The organism is Streptomyces sp. NPDC046900, from assembly GCF_040644975.1.
Lineage (GTDB): Bacteria > Actinomycetota > Actinomycetes > Streptomycetales > Streptomycetaceae > Streptomyces.
Genome location: NZ_JBEYXD010000263.1, coordinates 1 through 1142 on the forward strand (window position 1 = coordinate 1; position 1142 = coordinate 1142).

Sequence of the window (1142 nt, forward strand, 5' to 3'; positions counted from 1 at the left end):
CTAGTGTCCTGCGCCTGAAATTCGTTGAATATATCGGGCGAGGGAGTCGAGGATCTCTTCGGCGGTCTTGGTCCACACGAACGGTTTGGGGTCCTTGTTCCAGTTCTTGATCCAGGCGCGGAGGTCCTTCTCCAGGCTCTGCACGCTCTTGTGGACCCCGCGGCGGATGAGCTGGTCGGTCAGGAAGCCGAACCACCGCTCGACCTGGTTGATCCAGCTGGAGCCGGTCGGGGTGAAGTGCAGGTGGAACCGGGGATGTTTGGCGAGCCACGCCTTGATCGCCGGCGTCTTGTGGGTGCCGTAGTTGTCGCAGACCACATGGACGTCCAACCCCTCGGGCACCGTCTTGTCGATGGTGGTGAGGAATTTCTTGAACTCCGTTGCCCGGTGCTGACGGTGCGTCTCACCTATGACGGTTCCATCAGCGATATTGAAGGCTGCGAACAGGGTGGTGGTGCCGTGCCGGACGTAGTCATGGGTGCGCCGCTCGGGCATCCCCGGCATCATCGGCAGCACCGGCTGGGAGCGATCCAGGGCCTGCACCTGGGACTTCTCATCGACGCACAACACCACTGCCTTCTCGGGCGGGTTGTGGTACAGCCCGACGACATCCACCACCTTCTCCACGAACAGCGGGTCGGTGGATAGCTTGAAGGTGTCGGCCAGATGCGGTTTGAGCCCGAAGTCACGCCAGATCCGGCCGATGGTGGACTTCGACAGGCCGGACTTGTTCGCCATCGAGGCCCTCGACCAGTGGGTGGCGTTCTTCGGAGCCTTCTCCAAGGTGGCCACCAGCACCTCCTCGACCTGGTCCAAGGTGATCGACGGCGGCCGCCCAGGCCGCTCCTCGTCCACCAAGCCCTCCAGACGCCGCTCAACGAACCGGGACCGCCACTTACCCACCGTCGGCCGTGAGATCCGCAAATCCTGCGCGACCTGCGTGTTGCTCGCACCCTCCGCGCAGGCCAACACGATCCGACAACGCAACGCCAGCGCCTGCGACGACTTCGCCCGGCGCTCCCACCGCTGAAGCGTCACACGCTCCTCGTCGCTCAACACCAACTCGGACTTCGGCCGCCCTGACTTCGCCACCCCACCAATCTACAACATAGAAAATGAATTTCAGGCGCGGGACACTAGGC

At 63.2% G+C, this 1142-nt stretch carries 1 protein-coding gene; it reads right to left on the reverse strand.

The window, feature by feature from the left end:
- Complete coding sequence (locus tag ABZ904_RS51335; protein WP_361831250.1) at positions 1–1092, reverse strand: IS630 family transposase; 1092 nt, start codon at positions 1090–1092, stop codon at positions 1–3.
- Positions 1093–1142 lie beyond the last annotated feature (50 nt).